Source organism: Williamsia sp. Y721, assembly GCF_059683565.1.
In genome coordinates this window covers 1258568-1272911 of record NZ_JCASNH010000001.1, presented here as the reverse complement: position 1 = coordinate 1272911, position 14344 = coordinate 1258568, and the positions used below count along the sequence as shown (strand labels likewise).

At 64.0% G+C, this 14344-nt stretch carries 14 protein-coding genes; 7 read left to right on the top strand and 7 right to left on the bottom strand.

Annotated elements, in window-relative coordinates:
- The first annotated feature begins 169 nt into the window (after nucleotides 1-169).
- From AC56PL_RS05600 to AC56PL_RS05580, 5 genes are read left to right on the top strand one after another with little or no spacing between them, the layout of a single operon-like run.
- On the top strand, nucleotides 170-1873 hold the full coding sequence (locus tag AC56PL_RS05600) for a nitrite/sulfite reductase (protein WP_497153210.1): 1704 nt from the start codon (nucleotides 170-172) through the stop codon (nucleotides 1871-1873).
- A complete protein-coding gene (locus AC56PL_RS05595; RefSeq protein ID WP_497153209.1) occupies nucleotides 1870-2601 on the top strand; it encodes a phosphoadenylyl-sulfate reductase in 732 nt (243 codons plus the stop codon). The genes AC56PL_RS05600 and AC56PL_RS05595 overlap by 4 nt, the downstream gene beginning before the upstream one ends.
- Nucleotides 2598-3551: a sulfate adenylyltransferase subunit CysD gene (gene cysD / locus AC56PL_RS05590; RefSeq protein ID WP_497153208.1), complete on the top strand. Its 954-nt coding sequence runs from the start codon at nucleotides 2598-2600 to the stop codon at nucleotides 3549-3551. The genes AC56PL_RS05595 and cysD overlap by 4 nt, the downstream gene beginning before the upstream one ends.
- The gene (locus tag AC56PL_RS05585; RefSeq protein WP_495515365.1) at nucleotides 3551-4846 is read left to right on the top strand and encodes a GTP-binding protein; all 1296 of its coding nucleotides are present in this window, start codon (nucleotides 3551-3553) and stop codon (nucleotides 4844-4846) included. The genes cysD and AC56PL_RS05585 overlap by 1 nt, the downstream gene beginning before the upstream one ends.
- Nucleotides 4843-5577, top strand: a complete 735-nt coding sequence (locus AC56PL_RS05580; protein ID WP_497153207.1) for a sirohydrochlorin chelatase — start codon at nucleotides 4843-4845, stop codon at nucleotides 5575-5577. The genes AC56PL_RS05585 and AC56PL_RS05580 overlap by 4 nt, the downstream gene beginning before the upstream one ends.
- Nucleotides 5578-5701: 124 nt before the next feature.
- Here the strand turns inward: AC56PL_RS05580 and AC56PL_RS05575 are convergent, their stop codons facing one another.
- Together AC56PL_RS05575 and AC56PL_RS05570 are read right to left on the bottom strand one after the other, a co-directional pair.
- Nucleotides 5702-5983 carry a M23 family metallopeptidase gene (locus AC56PL_RS05575; RefSeq protein WP_497153206.1) on the bottom strand — a complete coding sequence of 94 codons (282 nt, stop codon included), beginning with the start codon at nucleotides 5981-5983 and terminating at the stop codon, nucleotides 5702-5704.
- A 69-nt stretch (nucleotides 5984-6052) separates the two neighbouring features.
- Nucleotides 6053-6658, bottom strand: a complete 606-nt coding sequence (locus tag AC56PL_RS05570; RefSeq protein ID WP_497153205.1) for a TetR/AcrR family transcriptional regulator — start codon at nucleotides 6656-6658, stop codon at nucleotides 6053-6055.
- Nucleotides 6659-6775: 117 nt separating this feature from the next.
- On the opposite strand from AC56PL_RS05570, the gene AC56PL_RS05565 reads away from it, so the two are divergent.
- Nucleotides 6776-7618, top strand: coding sequence for an alpha/beta fold hydrolase (locus AC56PL_RS05565; RefSeq protein ID WP_497153204.1), 843 nt, complete (start codon nucleotides 6776-6778; stop codon nucleotides 7616-7618).
- A gap of 106 nt (nucleotides 7619-7724) precedes the next feature.
- Here the strand turns inward: AC56PL_RS05565 and AC56PL_RS05560 are convergent, their stop codons facing one another.
- The 5 genes from AC56PL_RS05560 to AC56PL_RS05540 all read right to left on the bottom strand — a co-directional run bounded on the left by AC56PL_RS05560 (nucleotide 7725) and on the right by AC56PL_RS05540 (nucleotide 12124).
- Entirely contained in the window at nucleotides 7725-8723 is a 999-nt protein-coding gene (locus AC56PL_RS05560; protein ID WP_495515361.1) for a TOBE-like domain-containing protein, read from the bottom strand.
- Nucleotides 8720-9616: a sulfate ABC transporter permease subunit CysW gene (gene cysW / locus AC56PL_RS05555; protein WP_495515360.1), complete on the bottom strand. Its 897-nt coding sequence runs from the start codon at nucleotides 9614-9616 to the stop codon at nucleotides 8720-8722. Before cysW ends, AC56PL_RS05560 begins: the two co-directional genes overlap by 4 nt.
- Entirely contained in the window at nucleotides 9613-10467 is an 855-nt protein-coding gene (cysT, locus tag AC56PL_RS05550) for a sulfate ABC transporter permease subunit CysT (RefSeq protein ID WP_497153203.1), read from the bottom strand. Before cysT ends, cysW begins: the two co-directional genes overlap by 4 nt.
- Nucleotides 10464-11612 (bottom strand): sulfate ABC transporter substrate-binding protein, encoded by a 1149-nt coding sequence (locus tag AC56PL_RS05545; RefSeq protein ID WP_497153202.1) that lies wholly within the window; start codon nucleotides 11610-11612, stop codon nucleotides 10464-10466. Before AC56PL_RS05545 ends, cysT begins: the two co-directional genes overlap by 4 nt.
- Nucleotides 11613-11923: 311 nt before the next feature.
- Nucleotides 11924-12124 carry a hypothetical protein gene (locus AC56PL_RS05540; RefSeq protein WP_497153201.1) on the bottom strand — a complete coding sequence of 67 codons (201 nt, stop codon included), beginning with the start codon at nucleotides 12122-12124 and terminating at the stop codon, nucleotides 11924-11926.
- A gap of 147 nt (nucleotides 12125-12271) precedes the next feature.
- Here AC56PL_RS05540 and AC56PL_RS05535 point away from each other — a divergent pair, with 147 nt between their 5' ends.
- Nucleotides 12272-14299, top strand: coding sequence for a glycoside hydrolase family 15 protein (locus AC56PL_RS05535; protein WP_497153200.1), 2028 nt, complete (start codon nucleotides 12272-12274; stop codon nucleotides 14297-14299).
- The last annotated feature ends 45 nt before the right edge of the window (nucleotides 14300-14344 follow it).

The window sequence follows — 14344 nt, the reverse complement described above, 5'->3', positions numbered from 1 at the left end:
TGTGTCGCATGTAACCAGCACGTCCGCTTCGCGTCCCGCAGCCCGGGATCGCACCGGGTTCTCATACGTGCACTCACGGCCTCCCCCTCACTTCATTTCGCAGGATCATTCGGGTGCCATCGGCACATGCCCAGCGCTGCTCTGGATGGATCCGTCAGACAGGAGCATCATGACGTCGACGACCGACGCCCCCGGAAAGCCGCCGCAGCGCCGCGCGCGTCCCACCAAACGCCGGGCAGAAGGTCAGTGGGCGCTCGGCTACCGCGAACCGCAGAACCCCAACGAGCAGGTCAAGAAAGACGACAACCCGCTCAACGTTCGGGCCCGGATCGAGAACATCTACTCCAAGCAGGGCTTCGACTCCATCGACAAGCAGGATCTGCGCGGCCGGATGCGCTGGTGGGGGCTCTACACCCAGCGCGCCGAGGGCTACGACGGCACCTGGACCGGTGACGACAACATCGACATCCTCGAAGCCAAGCACTTCATGCTTCGGGTGCGGTGCGACGGCGGTGCGCTGACCACCGAGCAGCTGCGCACCGTCGGTCAATTGTCCACCGAGTTCGGCCGCGACACCGCCGATCTCTCCGACCGCGAGAACGTCCAGTACCACTGGATCGACATCCGCAACGTCCCGGAGATCTTCAGCCGCCTCGAAGCCGTCGGACTCAAGACCACCGAAGCCTGCGGCGACTGCCCCCGCATCATCCTGGGATCCCCGCTCGCCGGTGAGGCGCTCGATGAGGTCCTCGACCCCACTCCCGCGATCGACGAAATCGTCCGCCGCTACATCGGTGATCCGAAATACTCGAACCTGCCCCGCAAGTTCAAGACCGCGATCTCCGGCCTGCAGGACGTCGCCCACGAGATCAACGACGTCGCGTTCATCGGCGTCAACCATCCCGAGCACGGCCCCGGACTCGACCTCTGGGTCGGCGGCGGCCTCTCGACCAACCCGATGCTCGCGCAGCGGGTCGGTGCCTGGATCCCGCTCGACGAGGTCCCCGATGTCTGGGAAGCCGTCGTCTCCGTCTTCCGCGACTACGGCTACCGCCGGCTGCGCACCAAGGCCCGCCTGAAGTTCCTGATCAAGGACTGGGGCATCGAGAAGTTCCGTCAGGTCCTCGAAGACGAGTACCTGGGCCGCAAGCTGATCGACGGACCGGCCCCCACACCGCTGACCGCCCCGCGCGATCACATCGGCGTGCAGCGGCTCAAGAACGGCCTGAACTCGGTTGGCTTCGCCGCCATCGCAGGCCGCGTCTCCGGTACCAAGCTGACCGCCGTGGCCGATGCCGCCGAGCGGGCCGGATCCGATCGCATCCGGTTCACGCCGTACCAGAAGCTCGTCGTCCTCGACGTCCCGGACGACAAGGTCGAGCAGCTCATCGCAGAGGTCTCGCAGCACGGTCTCGAGGCCCGCCCGTCACCGTGGCGTCGCAACCTGATGGCCTGCTCGGGCATCGAGTTCTGCAAGCTCTCGTTCACCGAGACCCGCAAGCGTTCGCAGATCTTGGTTCCCGAACTCGAAGAGCGCCTGGCCGATATCAACGATCAGCTCGACGTGCCGATCACGGTCAACATCAACGGCTGCCCCAACTCCTGCGCCCGTGCCCAGATCGCCGACATCGGCTTCAAGGGGATGCTCGTCGAAGACGACGCAGGCAATACGGTCGAGGGTTTCCAGGTCCACCTCGGTGGCAGCCTCGGGCAGGATTCCGCATTCGGCCGAAAGCTGCGCCAGCACAAGGTGCTCTCGACCGATATCGGTGACTACATGGAGCGGGTTGTCCGCAATTTCGTCAAGGAACGCAATGAAGGGGAACGCTTCGCCCAGTGGGCGATTCGCGCCGATGAGGAGGATTTGCGATGAGTACCGCAGTTCGCAATGAAGCGGAATTGCGTGAGCTGGCACAGGCCGGCGCCGCGCAGTTGGGACCGGACGCGTCCGCGCAGGATCTGTTCCGGTGGACCGCAGACACATTCGGCAGCGACTTCCTGGTCGCCTCGAACATGCAGGACGCGGTCCTGATCGATGTCGCCACGAATGCGATCAGTTCCGAACAACTCGGTGGCGACAAGCTCAAGGTGCTCTTCCTCGACACCGGTTACCACTTCGCCGAGACCATCGGTACCCGCGACGCGGTCGAGCAGGTCTATGGCGTCGAGATCGTCAACGCCAAAGCCGAGCAGAGCGTGGCCGAGCAGGATGCGACTATCGGTGTAAACCTGTTCGCCTCCAACCCCGGTGAATGCTGCCGACTACGCAAGGTCGTGCCCCTGAAGCGCGAACTGTCGGGTTACCGGGCCTGGGTCAGCGGAATCCGCCGGGTCGAATCCCCCACCCGGGCCGATGCCCCACTGATCTCGTTCGACGACGCCTTCGGTCTGGTGAAGATCAATCCGCTCGCCGCCTGGACCGACGAGCAGTTCCAGGACTACATCGACGCCAACGGCGTACTCGTCAATCCCCTTGTCGACGAGGGCTATCCATCCATCGGATGCGCGCCCTGCACCAGCAAGCCGATTGCCGGTGCCGATCCACGAAGCGGCCGCTGGGCCGGTCTGGCCAAAACAGAATGCGGGTTGCACGCCTCATGACCATCGAACAGAGCACCAACGCCCTCCCGGGCGACTCCCTGCCCGTCGAAACCGCCGACGAGTTCACAACTCTCGACGCCCTCGAGTCCGAGGCGATCCACATCTTCCGTGAGGTCGCCGGAGAGTTCGAGCGTCCGGTGATCCTCTTCTCCGGAGGCAAGGATTCCACGGTCCTGTTGCACGTTGCGCTGAAGGCTTTCTGGCCTGCGCCGCTGCCGTTCTCGCTGCTGCACGTCGACACCGGGCACAACCTGCCCGAGGTCTTGGCGTTCCGCGACGACGTGGTGGCCCGCCACAACCTGCGTCTGCACGTCGCAAAGGTCGAGGACTACCTCGCCGACGGTCGGCTCACCGAGCGGCCCGACGGAATCCGCAACCCGCTGCAGACCGTGCCGCTGCTCGACGGCATCACCGAGAACCGTTTCGACGCGGTCTTCGGTGGCGCCCGCCGCGACGAGGAGCGCTCTCGCGCCAAGGAGCGGATCTTCTCGCTCCGCAACGCATTCGGCCAGTGGGACCCGAAGCGTCAGCGCCCCGAGTTGTGGAACCTCTACAACGGCAAGCACGCACCGGGTGAGCACGTCCGGGTGTTCCCGCTGTCCAACTGGACCGAACTCGACGTCTGGCGGTACATCGCCCGCGAGCAGGTACTCCTCCCGTCGATCTACTACGCCCATCAGCGTGAGGTCTATTCACGCGACGGTATGTGGATGACCCCGGGCGTCTGGGGCGGTCCGGCCGAAGGCGAAGAGCTGCAGACCCTTTCGGTTCGTTACCGGACCGTGGGCGATGGCTCCACCACCGGCGCGGTTCTGTCCGACGCCACCGACAACGAAGCCGTGCTGGCCGAGGTCGCCGCTTCCCGACTCACCGAACGCGGTGCCACCCGCGGCGACGACCGAGTGTCCGAAGCCGCCATGGAAGACCGCAAACGAGAAGGCTACTTCTGATGAATCACGCTACTGATCTGCTCCGACTGGCCACAGCCGGCAGCGTCGACGACGGTAAGTCCACCCTGGTTGGCCGGTTGCTCTATGACACCAAATCGGTTCTGGCCGACCAGATCGACGCCGTCACCCGGGCGTCGGTGGACCGCGGTCTCGACCAGCCCGACCTGTCACTGCTGGTCGACGGTCTGCGCGCCGAGCGCGAGCAGGGCATCACCATCGATGTCGCCTACCGCTACTTCGCCACCCCGACACGGTCGTTTGTTCTGGCCGACACCCCCGGGCACGTCCAGTACACCCGCAACACCGTCTCCGGCGCCTCCACCGCCGGACTGGTGATCCTGCTCGTCGATGCCCGCAAGGGTGTCATCTCGCAGACCCGTCGCCACGCCGCGGTGATGGCACTGCTCGGTGTGCCCCGATTGGTGTTGGCCGTCAACAAGATCGATCTCGTCGACGACCCCGAAAAAGTCTTCAACGAGATCCGCACCGAATTCACCGATATGACAACGTCGCTCGGCTGGAGCGCCGAACGCGTCGTGTCCATCCCGGTGTCCGCGCTGCACGGTGACAACGTGGCCATCCGGTCCGACAAGACGCCGTACTACAACGGCCCCACGCTGATCGAGCACCTGGAATCGGTACCTGCCAGCGAGGATCGCAAGCCGGTCGGATTCCGGTTCCCGGTCCAGTACGTGATCCGGCCGCGCACAGCGGAATACCCGGACTACCGCGGCTACGCCGGTCAGGTCGCCGCCGGTCGCGTGACCGTCGGTGACGAGGTGGTGATCCTGCCGTCCGGCACCCGCACCACGGTCGAACGAATCGACACGGCAGACGGTTCGCTCGAATCGGCACACACCGGCCGCAGCATCACCCTCATCCTCGCCGAGGACGTCGATGTATCCCGCGGCGATGTCATCGCCGCCGTTGCCGATGCGCCCGAACCGATCTCACAGTTCAGCGCAACGGTTTGCTGGCTGGGCGACAAACCGTTGCGTCCCGGCGCCCGCCTCCTGCTGAAGCACGGGGCTCGCACCACCCAGGCCATCGTCGGCGGACTCGAAGTGCTCTTCGACGAGCAGGAACTGGTCTTGCGTGAGTCACCGGATTCGCTGGAGCTGAACCAGATCGGTCGCATCTCGGTACAGACCGCACAGCCGGTCAGCGCCGACGACTACAACACCAACCGCGAGACCGGCAGCTTCCTGCTGATCGATCCGCAGGGTGGCAACACTCTCGGCGCCGGCCTGGTGGGTGACGCCCTGTCGGCGTTGCACCTGAAAGAACTTGTGTGACAACACTGGTTCTTGCTGCCCACGGTAGCCGCGATCCTCGGTTCGCGGCCACTGTGGAGCGGATCACCGCGGCCGTCCGCGCACGCCTGCGCAACGTGGATGTCCGGCTGGCCTACCTCGACCTGAACACCCCCACGGTGTCGCAGGTGCTGGCCGGCTGTCGCGGCGAGGTCTTGCTGGCACCGCTGCTGCTGTCGGAGGCATTCCACAGCAAGATCGACCTGCCCGCGCTGGTTGATCAGGCCTGCGCCGCCGACCCGACTCTGACGGTCCGCCAGTTGCCGACTCTGGGCGCTGACCCCCGGATCATCACCGCGTTGACGGAGCGACTTGATCAGGTCGGTCTGCGACCCACCGACGGTGTCCTGATGACCGCAGTGGGATCCAGCGACACCGCGGCCGACGACGCCGTCCGGCGCCGGGCCAGCGAGCTGGCACTCGAAATCGGTACTCCGATGGTGCAGGTCGTGTTCGCCACCCGCTTGGGCGAGGACAACTGCAACCTGCGCACAGCCATCGCCCGACTGCGGGGCGAGGGTGCCCGTCGCATCGTCGTCAGCCCATATTTCCTGTCGGCAGGGTTGCTGACCGAACGGTTCGACAATGCCGTCGACAACCTGGCCCCCGGCGCCCACATCGCCGGACCACTCGGAGCGCACCCGGCCCTCATCGACGTCGTCTGCGACCGCTACCGCGCCGCACTCCCCACCACTCTCCGCGTCCCGGCCTGACACCGCACCCCACCCCACCCCGCCCCTCCCGCAAACGCTCCACCTATACGAAGACGCTCCACATATTTGTGGAGCGCCTTCGTATAGGTGGAGCGCCTTCGCGTTCGGCGTCCGTGTAGGCCGGTCAGACGTCCACGACCTCCGACTCGTCCGGCACGAACAACCCGGTACCTGGCCGCCGAAATGCCATCGGCAGACCGTTGGTCGTCGACCACTCCAGCGAATCGGTGACCTGGAGGTGGATGCGGGGTTGGGTGCTGTTCCCGGAGTTACCGCATTCGCCGATGTGATCGCCGGCCGCGACCATGTCCCCCACCCTCACTGCAATCGACCCGCGTCGCAGATGTGCCAGCAAGACATACGGACCACCGGCACCCAGATCGAGCACCACCGGATCCGACGCCATCCCTATTGTCTAATCGCAAACGCTCCACCTTTCCAACGATGCTCCACATATTTGTGGAGCATCCTTGGATTAGTGGAGCGTTTGGGCGTCAGATGACACGGGCAAGAGCGCGATCCCGTCGTACGTCCCAGCCAGGGCTCGGCCGGCGGCGAGCAACGGCGCCCTGCTGCGGAGGGTTCGTGCCATCACGAACGCACCCTCGAGCGAGCAGATGATCGCGGTGACGACCTCTTCGGCGAGATCTTCGTCCAGCCCACGGCCCTGAAAGTACATGCGCCCGAGCGTGATCCAATCTCCGAAGACCGAGGCCGCAGCCATCCGCAGTGATTCGTTGGCGTTGGCGACCTCTCCGGCGACGGTCGACACCGGGCACATATTCGCGTACCCGGTCAGTTCCATGTCGTCGGCGGCCTGGGTGAATGCCGCCCTGATCCCGGCGCCCAAATCCGATTGGTCGGCCATCACCATGGGTATGACCGCAGCGTAGGCGACCCCGGCATTGATCAGCGCTTCCCTCGCGATCTGCGCCTTGCCCTCTGGGAAGTGATGGTAGATCGATCCGATCGGAGCACCCGACGCCGCCACGATCTGCTTCATGCTCAGCGCCGCGTACCCGTGGACGCGCATGAGTTCGATCGCCGCCGTCAAGATCGACTCGCGAGTACCCCTTGCCATCTGAACCTCCTTGGTCCCATACTAGAACAGTCGCTCTAGTCTGCGGGCAGCAGACGGCAAACCTCGCGCACGCAGCTTGCGGATAGCCGTCTAGAACGAACGCTCTAGGAGATTCTGATGGAGAACGTCGAACTGACCGCCGGCACCATCGAATACCGGGAGACCGGCGATCCACACGGGTCGCCGGTGGTGTTCATCCACGGCCTGCTCATGAACGACCACCAGTGGGACCTGGTATTACCACTGTTACCCAACACATTTCGATATCTACTGCCCGTTCTGCCGCTGGGCGGCCATCGCATTCCGATGAACCCCGAGGCAGATCTCAAGATGCACGGGATGGTCGCCATCCTGTCCGACTTCCTGTCCGCGCTCGATCTCCAAGACGCGACGGTGGTGGTCAGCGACTGGGGCGGACCACTGTTCTTACCCGAACTGCAGACCGGACAACGGGTGAGCCGTCTGGTGATCTGCCCCGCCGAAGCATTCGACAACTTCCCTCCCGGATTCCCGGGAAAGATGGCCGTCCTCGCGGCTTCGGTACCGGGAGGAATCAAGTTCGCGCTTCTTCAGTTCCGCAGCCGAATACTCCGCCGAACCCCGATGGTGCTGGGACTGATGGCCAAGAAGCCGATCCCCGACGACATCATCACTGCGTGGACCGATCCCGGCCTCGCCTCGGCCGGTGTCCGCCGCGACGTACTCACCTATGGCCGCGGAACCGACTACGGCAAAGCCGCTCTGATCGCCAACACCGAGAAGTTGCGTCAGTTCACCGGACCCGCCTTGGTGCTGTGGGCACCGGAGACCAAGGTGATGCCGCGAGATCACGGCCGCCGATTGGTCGATCTGCTCCCCCAGGGACGACTCGTCGAGATCGATGACGCCTACGTCCTGATCATGCTCGATCAACCCGAACGCACCGCCGAACTCATCACCGAGTTCCTACAATCCACCTGACCGATGTCTCGCGGCCGCCTGACCCGCACACGCTCCGGAAATACGAAGACGCTCCACATATTTGTGGAGCGTCTTCGTACAGGTGGAGCGTTTGCGGGGTACGGGATCAGGCGAGCGCAGCCTCAGGGACGTGGGTGGCCCGCACGTACACCTCGTCGCCTTCGTTCAGACCCAGTGCCGCCGCGTCGCCACGGGTGATTTGAGCGTGGAAGTCCTCGTGCGTGGCTAGGTTCTCGAACTCCACCCGAACCTCGAAGCCCAGGTACACAACGCGCTTGACCCGGGCCTTGAGGACACCCGTCTCCGCAGCGGCCTTGTCGGCCGTCCCCAACGCCAGATCAGGTGTGCGACCGACCCGGATGTCGTGGGGCCGCACCAGAACTCCGTTGAGCTTGGCAACCGAACCGAGGAAGGACATCACGAACTGATTCTCCGGGCGGTCGTAGAGATCCGCCGGTGTGCCGATCTGCTCGATGCGCCCCTTGTTGAGCACCGCGATCCGATCGGCGACGTCGAGCGCTTCCTGCTGGTCGTGGGTCACCAGGACGGTGGTCACGTGCACCTCGTCGTGCAGACGACGGAGCCACGCCCGCAGGTCTTCGCGGACCTTGGCGTCGAGGGCACCGAAGGGCTCGTCGAGCAGCAGCACCTTCGGATCGACGGCAAGTGCCCGGGCCAACGCCATCCGCTGACGCTGACCGCCGGAAAGCTGGGCCGGGTAACGGGTTTGGAAACCCGCCAGCCCGACAACCTCGAGCAGCTCGTCGACCTTCTTCTTGATCTCGGGCTTCGGACGCTTGCGGATCTTCAACCCGAACGCGACGTTGTCCCGCACCGTCATGTGCTTGAACGCGGCGTAGTGCTGGAACACGAACCCGATGTCGCGGTTCTGCGGCGACACCCGGGTGACGTCGTCTCCGTTGATGAGCACGGTTCCGGAGTCGAGCTGGTCGAGACCGGCGATCGCCCGCAGGAGTGTCGACTTTCCCGACCCCGACGGTCCGAGCAGTGCGGTCAGCGAGCCGACCGGGATGTCGATCGATACGTTGTCGAGCGCGGCGAAGTCTCCGTAGCGCTTGTTCGCGTCAATTACCGAGATGGTCATACCAGTTCACTCTCCTGGGCTATCGGGCTGGTGGGCGCCGAGGCGGCGGCCGCATCGGTCTCTTTGCTCGCGCGTCGGCGGGGTATTTGATTGGTTTCGGTTCTCCGCCCGACCAGGGTCATCAGCAGCAGCACGATGATTGCGATGATCATCAACAGAGTCGCGGCGGCATATGCGCCGTACTCGTTGTAGTCGTCGGTGTACCGCGACGACACCAGCAATGTCAGCGTCTGCGAAACACCGGGCAGGTTGGACGACACCATGATGACGGCGCCGTACTCACCGAGTGCGCGGGCAATGGTCAACACGATGCCGTAGGACAGGCCCCACCTGATGGCAGGCAGGGTGATCCGCCAGAACGTCTGCCATCCGGTGGCACCAAGTGTTGCCGCAGCCTCTTCTTGCTCGGTTCCGATCTCGCGTAGAACCGGTTCGACCTCGCGGACCACGAAGGGCAGCGTCACAAACAGCGTTGCGAGCACCATGCCCGGCAGCCCGAATATCACCCGGAATCCCAGACTCTCCAGGCCACCGAACCAACCGCCGTAGCCCCACAACAGGATCAGGGCCACACCGACAACAATCGGTGAGACGGCAAACGGTAGGTCGACGATCGCTTCCATCACGCCGCGTCCGCGGAATCGACCGCGTACCAGGGCGAGCGCGGTGAACACTCCGAAGATCACGTTGAGCGGCACCACAATTGCGACGATCAGCAAACTCAATTGGAGCGCCGAGATCGCGGCCGGGGTGGTGATCCAGTCCCAGAACTGACCGAGGCCGTGTTCAAAGGACCGCCAGAAGATGAGCCCCACCGGGACCACCAACAGAACGAACAAGTAGACAAGCGCGATGATGCGCAACGAGATGCGTGGAAAGGCAGACAGTTTCATGAGTTCAGCTCCTCACGGCGTGAGGTCCGGCGACCCGCAACGCGTAGTACCAGTAGCACCACAAAGGCGATGAGAAGCAGCATCACGGAGACGGTCGCAGCGTCGACGGGTGAGTCGATCTCGATCTGCTGCTGAATGTACTGGGAGGCAACCTGCGTATCGCCCGGGATGTTGCCGCCGATCAACACGACGGATCCGAACTCACCGATGGCGCGGGTGAAAGCCAGACCGGCACCGGACAGGACTGCCGGGGCCAGCGCCGGGAAGATGATCCTCCACCAGATCACCCAGTTGTTGGCCCCCAGAGATGCGGCGGCCTCCTCGACCTCTTTGTCGATCTCGATCAGAACCGGCTGCACCTGACGCACCACGAACGGGAGCGTCACGAAGGCCAGGGCCACGACCAGCGCGGGCTTGGTGGCATTGAGTTCAATGTCGATCGGGCTGTTCGGGCCATAGAGCGACAGCAGCACGAGGCTGGCGACGATCGTCGGCAGCGCGAACGGTAGATCGATCAGGGCGTTGACGAATCGCTTGCCCGGGAACTCGTCACGGACCAGCACCCAGGCGATGATCGTGCCCATCACCACGTTGATCAGGGCGACGACCAGCGAGACCAGAACCGTGATCTTGAGGGTGTCGATGGCACCTTCGGCGGTGAAGGCGTCCCAGAAACCACTCCACCCGTCGTCGAACGCCTCGCTGGTGATCGCGGCGAGCGGCAGGAGCACGATCACGGTGAGCCACAGCATCGCAACGCCGACGCTCAGTGGGCCCACGCTGCCCCAGGTGCGCTTGGTTGGTCTGGCGGCAGGGGGCGGCTTCACTGCTGATACTTCAGTGCTGGTCATACCTTGCCTCCGGCGTTGTAGATCTCGGTGATGGCACCCGATGTGCCGAACAGCGCCTTGTCCACTGCGGACCAACCTTTGAGGTCTTTGCCATCGTTCTTGGCGGCGGTCCCTTCACCGAGAACAGCGCCCAATTCCTTGATCGTCCAGAGTTTGGCGATGTCGCCTGGGAACAGGGATTTGGTCTCCTCGATCACCGTCTCATCAACCGGACGGAATCCGTTCTCTGCCCAGATCCGTTGCGCCGCAGGGGTGAACAAGTACTTGACGAACGCGTTGGCCGCTTCCTTCTCCTCACTGAAGTTCACCACCGCGACCGGGTTCTCGATCTTGAAGGTCTCCGACGGGATCACGTAGTCGACCCGCTGACTGGGCTCGGACGTCGCGTTCTGGTTCTTGAGGAAGATCGCTTCGTTCTCATAGCTGATCAGCACATCGCCCTGGCCCTGTTCGAAGGCCGTGGTGGCCTCACGTCCGGACTTCGGCTGGATCCGGGTGTGATCGCGAACGAGTTCCGCGACGTAGTCGAGGCCGGCCTGCTCGTCGACGCCACCCTTGCTCTTCGCGGCGAACGGTGCCAGTAGGTTCCATTTGGCCGAACCCGAGCTGCCCGGGTTCGGTGTGACCACCTGGACGCCCGGCTTGAGCAGGTCGTCCCAGGTCTGAATGTTCTTGGGGTTGCCCTCACGGACCACCAGCGCAACGACCGAGCCGAACGGGGTGCTCCCGTTGGGGTACAACTCCGCCCAATCCTTGTCCACCACACCGGCTTTCACCAGCCGGGTGATGTCGGGTGCGACCGAGAAGTTGACCACGTCGGCCGGCACCCGGCGGGCGACCTTGCGCGACTGGTCTCCCGAGGCTCCGTAGGAGGCCGAGAAACCGATGTCCTCGCCTTCCGGTGTATCGCGGAACGCCGGGATGATCGCGTCGAAACCGATCTTCGGCACCGCGTAAGCATAGAGATTCAGATGCCGCGAACCACTGGAGATGTCCTGGCCTCCGGGTTCGTCTGTCGAGCCGCCCCCGCAGCCCGACAACACCAGCGCCGATACGACAAGCACAGTGAGCGACCCGGCGACGGACAGGTCTGTCCAACGCTTTCGCCCCCGTGGCCGCGCATGGCGCGAGAATCGGAAAAGCATAGTTGTGTCCCCTTGTTTCACGGTCAGAAGGTGATGGAAGAACGAGTCGGTGGGCTCAGCGCCCGAACAAGACGGCGTTCAACGACAGAGAGCGTCGAAAACACAGCGATAGTCGACCGCGAAAAGCGCCAACGTATGGCGCACGCGGTAACCACTGGCTGCAGACATAGGCGGAACACTAGCACCAGAATTCGGCATGTGAACTCGACCACCGCGGGGACCGGTCACGACAACTCAGCGCAAAAAGAACCAGGCGACGACAACCAAAACAACCAGAGCGATCAACGCAATTGTCACCTTCGAGCGCGGCATTACCGTTCCCCTCCATCGACGTCAGCGGAATCGCGACGGTCAAAGAGCCGAAACGATGCATCTACCAGCACATTCATCAACACAGCGATGCCAACGGCAAGCGGGATGACGATCGCCGCGCAGACGAGTATCTGCGGCACAAACGACAACGACGTCAGCCACTCTTCGACGCCATCCCACCATCGGGTCAATGAATCCACCGGACCACCCTATCCTCTCCCTTTTTGATCACCGTGATTAAAAGTCCACGGGCACCATCACCAGGGGTCCTGGGCCGGCCACACCCTGCTCCGACCGAAATCCCTGCACCGGTGGCAGTGGAGTACGGCCGCCACCATGATGGATCCATGACAACCACATCCGAGGACAGCAGCATCTCTGGCCTCACCGCCACCGGCACGCCCGGTCCGACGGGCACGACCGGCAAAACCACGCATTCCGCCCTGAGCTCACCCGCACCCAGCACGTCCCCTGGGATGCCGCAGAATGCGTTCCCTCCGATCGGCGACTACGCATTCCTGTCGGACTGCGAATGCAACTGCCTGATCGCCCGCAACGGTTCGGTGGAATGGATGTGTGTCCCCCGCCCGGACTCCCCCAGTGTGTTCGGCGCCGTCCTCGACCGCAGCGCGGGCCATTTCAGACTGGCGCCCTACGGTGTGAACGTCCCGGTCGACCGCCGCTACCTGCCCGGCAGCCTGATGGTCGAGACCACCTGGCAGACCGACACCGGCTGGCTGATCGTCCGCGATGCACTGGTGATGGGTCCCTGGCACGACAACGAGGCCCGATCGCGTACACACCGGCGCACCCCCACCGACTGGGACGCCAAGCACGTCCTGCTCCGCACGGTCCGTTGCGTGAACGGCACGGTGGAGCTGGCGATGAGCTGCGAACCCGCCTTCGACTATCACCGCGGCGGCACCAAGTGGGAGTACGCAGGCCCGGCGTACAGCGAGGCGATAGCCACCGCGACCGGTGTCGCATCAGGCGACGTGCAGTCATTGAAATTGACCACCAGTCTCAAACTCGGACTCGAGGGACGCGAAGCCCGCGCACGTACCCGCATGGTGGAAGGCGACAACCACTTCGTCGCCATGAGCTGGGGCAGTCAGCCACCTCCGCAGGACTGGGAGGAGGCCGCCCAGATGATGTGGGAGACCTCCGAGAGTTGGCGGCAATGGATCAACATCGGCACCTTCCCGGACCATCCATGGCGGAACTACCTGCAGCGCAGCGCCCTGACCCTCAAGGGACTGACCTATTCACCCACCGGCGCACTGTTGGCGGCGGCCACCACCTCGTTGCCGGAAACACCTCAGGGTGAACGCAACTGGGACTACCGCTATGCGTGGGTGCGCGACTCGACCTTCGCCCTGTGGGGTCTGTACACCCTGGGCCTGGACCGCGAGGCCAGCGACTTCTTCTCGTTCATCGCCGACGTCTCCGGCGCCACCAACGGTGAGCATCATCCGCTGCAGGTGATGTACGGCGTCGGCGGTGAACGCACGCTGGAAGAAGCCGAACTCAATCATCTCTCCGGCTACGACGGGGCCCGGCCCGTCCGCATCGGCAACGGCGCCTACAACCAGAGCCAGCACGACATCTGGGGCACCATGCTCGACTCGGTCTACCTCAACACCAAGGCCACCGAAACGGTGTCCGAGACGTTGTGGCCGGTTCTGAAAGCTCAGGTCGAAGAGGCGGTCAAACACTGGCGCAAACCCGACCGCGGCATCTGGGAAGTACGCGGCGAGCCACAGCATTTCACCTCGTCCAAGGTCATGTGCTGGATTGCCCTGGACCGCGGGGCCAAACTCGCGGCCATCCACGGTGAGACGTCCTATGCGAATACGTGGAATGAGATCGCCGACGACATCAAGGCCGACATTCTCGAATTCGGTGTGAACGATCGCGGGATCTTCACCCAGCGCTACGGCGACGATGCACTCGACGCATCGCTGCTGCTGGTGCCACTGCTGCGGTTCCTCCCCTCTGACGATCCCCGCGTGCGCAATACGGTGCTCGCGATCGCCGACGAGCTGAGCGAGGACGGACTGGTGCTCCGCTACCGCGTCGAAGAGACCGACGACGGCTTGTCCGGCGAAGAGGGTTCATTCACGATCTGTTCGTTCTGGTTGGTGTCGGCGCTCGTGGAGATCGGCGAGCTGCCGCGCGCGAAGTCCCTCTGCGAGCGACTGCTGAACTACGCCAGCCCGCTCAAGCTCTACGCCGAGGAGATCGAGCCACACACCGGCCGCCACCTCGGGAACTTCCCGCAGGCCTTCACCCACCTTGCATTGATCAATGCCGTGATGCACGTGATCCGGGCCGAAGAAGCCCAGGGCCACAACACCTTCATCCCCGCCAACTGACCTGGACCCAACCCAAACGCTCCGGTTATACGAAGACGCTCCACA

Bases quoted from the DNA above. Each gene is read 5' to 3' on its own strand.
- AC56PL_RS05560 (WP_495515361.1), bottom strand. From the start codon at position 8,723: ATGACCATCTCGGTAATTGACGCGAACAAGCGCTACGGAGACTTCGCC.
- cysD (WP_497153208.1), top strand. From the start codon at position 2,598: ATGACCATCGAACAGAGCACCAACGCCCTCCCGGGCGACTCCCTGCCC.
- AC56PL_RS05600 (WP_497153210.1), top strand. From the start codon at position 170: ATGACGTCGACGACCGACGCCCCCGGAAAGCCGCCGCAGCGCCGCGCG.
- cysT (WP_497153203.1), bottom strand. From the start codon at position 10,467: ATGACCAGCACTGAAGTATCAGCAGTGAAGCCGCCCCCTGCCGCCAGA.
- AC56PL_RS05595 (WP_497153209.1), top strand. From the start codon at position 1,870: ATGAGTACCGCAGTTCGCAATGAAGCGGAATTGCGTGAGCTGGCACAG.
- AC56PL_RS05585 (WP_495515365.1), top strand. From the start codon at position 3,551: ATGAATCACGCTACTGATCTGCTCCGACTGGCCACAGCCGGCAGCGTC.
- AC56PL_RS05575 (WP_497153206.1), bottom strand. From the start codon at position 5,983: ATGGCGTCGGATCCGGTGGTGCTCGATCTGGGTGCCGGTGGTCCGTAT.
- AC56PL_RS05545 (WP_497153202.1), bottom strand. From the start codon at position 11,612: ATGCTTTTCCGATTCTCGCGCCATGCGCGGCCACGGGGGCGAAAGCGT.
- AC56PL_RS05535 (WP_497153200.1), top strand. From the start codon at position 12,272: ATGACAACCACATCCGAGGACAGCAGCATCTCTGGCCTCACCGCCACC.
- cysW (WP_495515360.1), bottom strand. From the start codon at position 9,616: ATGAAACTGTCTGCCTTTCCACGCATCTCGTTGCGCATCATCGCGCTT.
- AC56PL_RS05570 (WP_497153205.1), bottom strand. From the start codon at position 6,658: ATGGCAAGGGGTACTCGCGAGTCGATCTTGACGGCGGCGATCGAACTC.
- AC56PL_RS05565 (WP_497153204.1), top strand. From the start codon at position 6,776: ATGGAGAACGTCGAACTGACCGCCGGCACCATCGAATACCGGGAGACC.